Origin of the sequence: Methanoregula sp. (genome assembly GCF_002835825.1) — an archaeon.
In the GTDB taxonomy this organism is placed as follows: domain Archaea; phylum Halobacteriota; class Methanomicrobia; order Methanomicrobiales; family Methanospirillaceae; genus Methanoregula.
In genome coordinates this window covers 1-3,336 of sequence record NZ_PIZH01000253.1, presented here as the reverse complement: position 1 = coordinate 3,336, position 3,336 = coordinate 1, and the positions used below count along the sequence as shown (strand labels likewise).

Annotated in this window: 5 protein-coding genes; 2 read left to right on the top strand and 3 right to left on the bottom strand. The window is 58.3% G+C overall.

What is annotated here, in order from left to right; all coding sequences use genetic code 11:
• Both CW742_RS09295 and CW742_RS09290 read left to right on the top strand, forming a co-directional pair.
• Positions 1 to 365 (top strand): class I adenylate-forming enzyme family protein (locus CW742_RS09295; RefSeq protein WP_369333015.1); only part of this gene is annotated, 365 nt, incomplete at its 5' end.
• 93 nt (positions 366 to 458) lie between these two features.
• Positions 459 to 1,094: an ATPase domain-containing protein gene (locus CW742_RS09290; RefSeq protein WP_292419525.1), complete on the top strand. Its 636-nt coding sequence runs from the start codon at positions 459 to 461 to the stop codon at positions 1,092 to 1,094.
• A 41-nt stretch (positions 1,095 to 1,135) separates the two neighbouring features.
• Here the strand turns inward: CW742_RS09290 and CW742_RS09285 are convergent, their stop codons facing one another.
• From CW742_RS09285 to CW742_RS09275, 3 genes are all read right to left on the bottom strand, one after another.
• Positions 1,136 to 1,615: a hypothetical protein gene (locus CW742_RS09285; protein WP_292419522.1), complete on the bottom strand. Its 480-nt coding sequence runs from the start codon at positions 1,613 to 1,615 to the stop codon at positions 1,136 to 1,138.
• Positions 1,616 to 1,677: 62 nt separating this feature from the next.
• Complete coding sequence (locus CW742_RS09280) at positions 1,678 to 2,583, bottom strand: methionine synthase (RefSeq protein WP_292419520.1); 906 nt, start codon at positions 2,581 to 2,583, stop codon at positions 1,678 to 1,680.
• A 63-nt stretch (positions 2,584 to 2,646) separates the two neighbouring features.
• Positions 2,647 to 3,336, bottom strand: a 690-nt coding sequence (locus CW742_RS09275) for an amino acid--tRNA ligase-related protein (RefSeq protein WP_292419517.1), incomplete at its 5' end; no start/stop codon positions are given.

Sequence of the window (3,336 nt, the reverse complement as noted above, 5' to 3'; positions counted from 1 at the left end):
TCGTAAACCTTGACGCGGACGGGATCCTCTGCATCACTGACCGGAAAAAGGATATGATCATCATGTCGGGCTGGAAGATTTACCCGACAGAGGTAGAGAACGTGATTGTCCGTCACCCGGCTGTGGCGGATGTCGCGGTATTCGGCGTGCCGGACGAACGGAAAGGGGAATTTGCGGTTGCAGCAGTTGTTCTCCGGCCCGGGATGAGCCTGGGCCAGGCAGAGTTCGATGTCTTTTGCCGGGAACACCTGGCGGGATACAAGGTCCCGCGGAAACTGCTGATCGTTGAATCGCTCCCCCGTGTCCATGGCTGGAAACTGTTGCGGAGGGACCTCCGGCAAAAGTTCGGCGGATCGGGCGTATAATCCGATTTGGCGTGATATTCTGCGACAAATAGCCCCCGGGGCCCGCAAACCTTTTAAGCAGCAATTTAATAATACTGTCCGGTGCAACCCCCGATGGCAGCCCCGACTGACACGAGAAGCCGGATCCAGGATATTGCCATTACCGGGAGGTCGAAAAAGCGGACAACCGGGATTGTCGGCCTGAACCTGCTCCTTGATGGCGGCTTCCCTGAAGGAGCCCTGATTATGATCTACGGCACGCCGGTTGCCGGGCTTGACCTTGCCGCCTACCAGTTCTGGAAAGCCGAGGGTGGGGAGGAAGGCACGTACTTCATGAACGACGGAGATGTTGAGGTCGGCATGATCGATGCAGCCGATCTCCATCCCGAGATGTACCTGCAGCAGATGGCGGGAGGGCGGATCGTGGTGGATTCGCTCTCGGCCATTGTCCTGAAGTACGGTATTGACGGGGCATTGAAATTCCTCCGGCTCTCCCGTGAGGAGATGAAGAAACGCGGAGCAAACCTGATGTTCATTGTTTTTACCGGCATCCACTCGCCGATGGAGATGACCCGGCTGATGCGTGCAGCCGATGTGGTCATCGAGTTCCGGAACAATGTCCAGCAGGCGGAGATCGAGCGGACACTCGCGGTCCAGAAGATCAAGGATGCGGCAGCCCCCCAGCGACTCCTGCCGTTTATCATCACCGAGAAGGGCATCGAAGCCTCGACCACGTCACGAGTGGTGTGAGGATACACCCGGTATCCCGGGTTCTCTTTTTTAAAAAAGGATTATCCCATCCTCACCGGAAACGGGTAGTTCTGGTCGATCACGGTATACTGGTCGCCTGAGGTCATGACAAGGACAACAATGACCCGATCGGTATCAAGTGTCCCCATCTGCGTGATACTGGTGCCGACAACCGGATTGTCCCGGAATTGCTGTTCCGTAACACAGTCCGATCGGATTATCGTTACTGTCATCCGCTGGACCATACCGTTCCCGAGCCCACCGTCAAATCGTACCGTGATGGTCGGGTTGTTGGTGATGGTGTTCCGGTCTACCGTGATACTGACATCTTCGTACGCCGGGAGTGTCTGGCGGGGACCGGGCGTCAGCGAACAGGCGGCTGGAGCTGTTGGAGGCAGGGGTGTGACAACGGTCTGGGGGGTAGCGGGAGCCGTGGTTTCTGCAGGTGAGTGAATGCAGCCGGCAAAGAACATGAACAGAACGACAAGAACGGGAAGGGCGAACCGATAGCGAGCTTGCATGACAGATAATCCCACCCTGAAATGGTTAAGGATTCCGGAAGGATTTGCAGGTATCAGGAACGTCAGAGGGCCAGCCGCACTTCCTTTGCTGCTTCGCACATATTCTTGAGCTTCCAGTACGCGGCTTCGCGGGTCCGCATCCGCATACCGCAGTCGGGATCGATGAGAAGGATCTTCGGGTCGAAATATTCCACGGCCTTCTCGATCCGTTTCCGGATCTCCGGCACGGTCTCGACCGTATCGGTTGTCGAGTCCACGCAGCCGTACCCGAGCATCTTTCCGGTAAGGTCCCGGCGCGAGAGGATGTCGAGGTTAGCCTGATTATTGGAGAACTCGAAGTCAAAGACACCCACGTTGTACTTCAGGATCTCGTCGATGACATTCGCGATGTTCCCGCAGACGTGCATGCAGACCGGGATCCGCACCGAGGAGGCGATCATTTCCACGGCCTGCTTTCCGATGGCAAGGTCGGCGACACCGGTAGAGAGGATCGGCTCATCGATCTGGAGCACCGCTGCCCCGGCAGCCTCAAGGCTCCGGGCTTCGACAACAAGCGCAGCCGCAAGGTCGAGTGACAGCTCTTCCTTGTTCCGGTACATCGGGGTACTGATGTGGAGGCCGTGGGCAAGTGTTGACGGGCCGGTAACGATCCCCTTCACTTTCGGGAACTTCGAGATCGCGTATTTGGTATCGGCAACCGTAATTGCGGAGGCAGCCGGCTGGATCTTGCCGACAACCTCCTGCCCTTTGATGCCGGGCAGCTTGCCGCCAAACACACCGATCATGTCGCCCCGGACCTGGCCGTCTGAGATGATGTCGATGCCGGCCCCTATCTGGTCGGAGACGGCGGTCTCGACAGCACCGCCCAGCGGGTCGAAGAGGCTCTTGAAACCGCCTGCCCTGACCACCGGATAACTGCCAACCACCGTGGTTGCGAGCACTTTGTTGATGAAATATGCCTTGGACATAAGAAACGGCCCTGGATCGTACAGATCGATTGACCCGGAAGGAAAAATAGTTCGTGGTCGGGTTTACGGGACCAGCCGGTGCATGTCCCGGGGGAAGAGGACTGCCTCGCGAACATTAGAGAGCCCGAGCATGGTCATGACCAGCCGGTCGGCCCCGAGACCCCAGCCTGCGTGCGGGGGCATACCATAGCGGAAGGGCTTGAGATAGAACTCGAAGTTCTCCGGGTTGAGCCCCTTCTGTTTGATCTGCTGCACGAGCTGGTCATACCGGTGCTCACGCTGGGCGCCGCTCGAGAGCTCCATCCGCGGGTGCATCATGTCGAAGGCCTTGCAGATCGAGGGGTCGTTGTCGTGCTGCATAGCATAATAGGGCCGGATCTCGGAGGGCCAGTCGACAATGAAATAGTGGCCGCCCATCTCGGCACCGATCGCCCGTTCTGCTGCAGGACTGATATCGTCGCCGTATTTGATCGGGTCCTCGATTCCCTTCTTGGCGATCTCGATAGCTTCCGCGTACGGGAGCCGGGGGAAACCGGCCTTCGGGACAGCGAAGTCCTCAACGCCGATGTTGGCGATCTGGGCGGAGCAGGTCTTGTTGACGTAACCGTACGTGTGGATGATGAGGTCCTCTAAGATGCGCATGACATCGAGATGGTCGGCGAACGAGACCCCGATATCAGTGGAGGTTGCCCCGTTGAGGTCCTTGGTGGTCGCGGTCCCTGCGGCCCGGGGAATCGCGCCAATGTAGTGAGC

Bases quoted from the DNA above. Each gene is read 5' to 3' on its own strand.
- CW742_RS09290 (WP_292419525.1), top strand. From the start codon at position 459: ATGGCAGCCCCGACTGACACGAGAAGCCGGATCCAGGATATTGCCATT.
- CW742_RS09285 (WP_292419522.1), bottom strand. From the start codon at position 1,615: ATGCAAGCTCGCTATCGGTTCGCCCTTCCCGTTCTTGTCGTTCTGTTC.
- CW742_RS09280 (WP_292419520.1), bottom strand. From the start codon at position 2,583: ATGTCCAAGGCATATTTCATCAACAAAGTGCTCGCAACCACGGTGGTT.